At 69.7% G+C, this 2,934-nt stretch carries 3 protein-coding genes; 2 read left to right on the forward strand and 1 reads right to left on the reverse strand.

All coding sequences use genetic code 11. The features are described from left to right. Nucleotides 1–343: 343 nt before the first annotated feature. Nucleotides 344–1,252, reverse strand: coding sequence for an NAD(P)-dependent oxidoreductase (locus ACWGH4_RS33640; RefSeq protein WP_453467532.1), 909 nt, complete (start codon nucleotides 1,250–1,252; stop codon nucleotides 344–346). 85 nt (nucleotides 1,253–1,337) lie between these two features. Here ACWGH4_RS33640 and ACWGH4_RS33645 point away from each other — a divergent pair, with 85 nt between their 5' ends. Then, on the forward strand, nucleotides 1,338–1,709 hold the full coding sequence (locus ACWGH4_RS33645) for a winged helix-turn-helix transcriptional regulator (protein ID WP_453467534.1): 372 nt from the start codon (nucleotides 1,338–1,340) through the stop codon (nucleotides 1,707–1,709). A gap of 319 nt (nucleotides 1,710–2,028) precedes the next feature. Next, nucleotides 2,029–2,607, forward strand: a complete 579-nt coding sequence (locus tag ACWGH4_RS33650) for a peptidoglycan-binding domain-containing protein (RefSeq protein WP_453467536.1) — start codon at nucleotides 2,029–2,031, stop codon at nucleotides 2,605–2,607. The last annotated feature ends 327 nt before the right edge of the window (nucleotides 2,608–2,934 follow it).

Below are 2,934 nucleotides of genomic sequence, written 5' to 3' on the forward strand. Positions count from 1 at the left end.
GAGGGCTATGAGCACCACCCGCAACTGGACAGCCGTCAGAACGCCTCCGGTGATCCAGACGGCTGCCAGATGGGCGGCTCGGCGCCCCGCTTCCTTCGTCCCCGCCATTCTCGTGATCACGCCGGATCGGCGGGCCGCGGTTCCCTGGCCGCCCCGGGACGCGGACGGCGCCGCAGGCTTCGGCGTCCGCCGGTGCCGGGCCGGGGCGGAGAGCCCCGGCGCGGTCCTGCGCGGTGCCGGGTCCGCCGAGGGAGCGGTACCCGTTCACCTGCGAACCCGATGCGCAACCTCGCGCAGCGGGCCGGCTGTTACGGGACCCACTCCGAGATCCGTCGCGGTCGGTTCAGCGCGGTGCTCGGATGCCGTCGATGATGCGGGTCCAGTTGTCGCCGCCGTTCCCGTCCTCGATCGCGCGCCGGTAGTGGGCCTGCACGGCCAGCGGGAGGGCGAGGTCGAGGCCGAGGGACGTGCTGGTCTCGACGATGTGGTCGGACGTCGCGCCCATCATGGTGACGGTGCTGAGGTCGCCGGGGTGCTCTCCGGCATCCAGTGCGGTGCCCGGGCTTCCTTCGCCGGCCCTCAGCATGTCGCCGATCGAGTCCGTGAGGGTGAGCAGCTCCGGCAGCGCTTCCTGGGCCTTCATCCCCGCATGGCCCAGCATCGCGGTGGCGTGCATCAGTCCGGACAGGGTGGTGAGGAACACCGTGAGGTGGGCTTGGTACATCATCTGGGCGAGTCCCGGGTCCTGCCCGAGATACTTGGGTGTACCGAGCGGTGACAACGCCGCCAGGTGACGGTTCATCACCTCGTCGGGGCCGCTGTAGTAGATGTAGGCCGCCTCTGTGCCGACCATGGGTGCCGGCGTCATGACGCCGCCGGTGAGGAAGGCGGCGTCGTGGCCTGCCGCCCAGGCCGCTGCCTCGCGGCTGCGGTCGGGAGTGTCGGAGCTCAGGTTGACGAGCGTCCGGCCGGCGAGCGATCCGGTGGCGTCGGCGAGGATGTCGTACATCGCCCGGTAGTCGGTGAGGCTGAGGATGACCAGGTCGCTCGCTTCGACCGCCTCCTGGGGTGTCGCCGCGAGCGTCGCTCCGTCGGCGACGACGCCGTCGGCGCGGGCGGCGGTGCGGTTCCAGACGGTGACCTGGTGGCCACGGGCGAGGAGGGTCCGGGTCATGGCCTGTCCCATCGGGCCCAGCCCGACGACGGTGACGGCGCTGCCTTGCGTGGTCTCGAGGTTCTGTCGTTCGTTCACCCCTCTATGCTCGGAGACTGCCACTATTCTCGGTAGTACCCACTATTTACTGCGGTACTTACCTTCTTGTAAGGGGCGATCAGTGATGGCCAAGGCGCCGAGGTGCGGGCCTTACATCTGCGGCGTCGACGCCGCGCTCGACGTGGTGAGCGGCAAGTGGAAGGGGCTGATCCTCTGGGAGCTCGACACCCATCGTGTACGCCGCTTCGCCGAGCTCCGTCGCGGTCTGCCGGGAGTGAGCGAGAAGATGCTGACCCAGCATCTGCGCGAGATGGAGGCCGACGGCCTCGTGCACCGGGAGGTCTACGCCGAGGTGCCGCCGCGGGTGGAGTACTCCCTGACCGAACACGGGCGCACCCTCAATCAAGCGCTCGCACCGCTGGGCGCGTGGGGGACCGAGCGCATCCGCCGCGAGGCCATCGAAGTGGTCGACGTGGCCGCGACCTCGCACCGCTAGGCCATTTCCTTCGGGGCATCTGATCCGTCGGGCCAGGCGCCGCCTCAACTGCCGGGGTGCGTCGGGGCTTTGAGCACCCGGGCGCCGGTTTCGGCTGCCGCGAGGTGCCGTGAGTGCAGGCGCTTCCAGCTCCGCCGGGTGAACGCCACCCCCGGCCCCCGCCTCCGTACCGGGTCATCTCCGCAGGTCCGGGATCCATCGTTGACCAGCGATTTACAGCTGCCTGCAAGATTGCTGCACGGTCACTTGCGCACGATCGTGCCGACGCCGGGTCATGCGACCGCCACGGCGTCGACACGACACCAAGGAGCGATCCACCATGCGCAAGATCCTCGCCGCGGCCGCCGTGCTGTCCGGGCTGGCGACCGCCCTCGCTGCCTTCCCCGCGCATGCGGCGGTTTCGAAGAACTCGGGTGCCTACTCCAGCTCGTTCGTGGACGGCGCCGGCGTACTCACCGACGACTTCGGTGAGCAGGCCGGTGAACTCGGCAACTCGCTCTGCTACGGCTGCGGCAACTCCTCGAACACCGACATCGTCGTCCTCTGGCAGAGCATCCTCGCCGCCGAGGACTTCCTCACCCTGAGCGAGATCGACGGGCAGTTCGGGCCTGCGACCAGGGACGCCACGAAGGCCTGGCAGCGGCGCTACGACCTCACCGCCGACGGCATGGTCGGCGACGCCACCTGGAGCAAGGCCGACGACCGGCTGAGATGGCTGTCCAGCTCACGCGTCAGCTATACCGCCAGTTACCAGTCGGGCGCGGTGACCTTCCACCGCGGCGATCCCAACATTGCTCAGGACGACGGTGCCTACAAGCTCGTCGAGGTCTACCGGTACGACCACGTGAAGTCGATGGGCGGCCTGCGCATCGAGTTCAACTCGCTGACCATTCTCTGACCGACCGACCGGAGGGGAAGCCACCATGGACAGACCCGCCGGCAGCTCGGCCTCGGCCTGCTCGCCGCAGGACTGTCGGCGCTGCTGACCGTCGCCCCGGCCCACGCGGCCTACCCCGCAACTCGGATTCGTACGGAACCAACTTCGTGGACGGGGACGGCGCCGTCACCGACGACTTCGGTGAGCAGTACGGCGAAGCCCCATAGACGCGGGGGCGGTCGCCGTGTTCCCGGTCTCCGGTGCCGCCCGCACCCGGCGCTGCACCGCGACGCGGCGGCGGTGCTCCTGCACGTCGCCTCCCGCCGGCTCCCGGCCGCCGCGCCAAGG

The organism is Streptomyces sp. NPDC054847 (assembly GCF_053610925.1).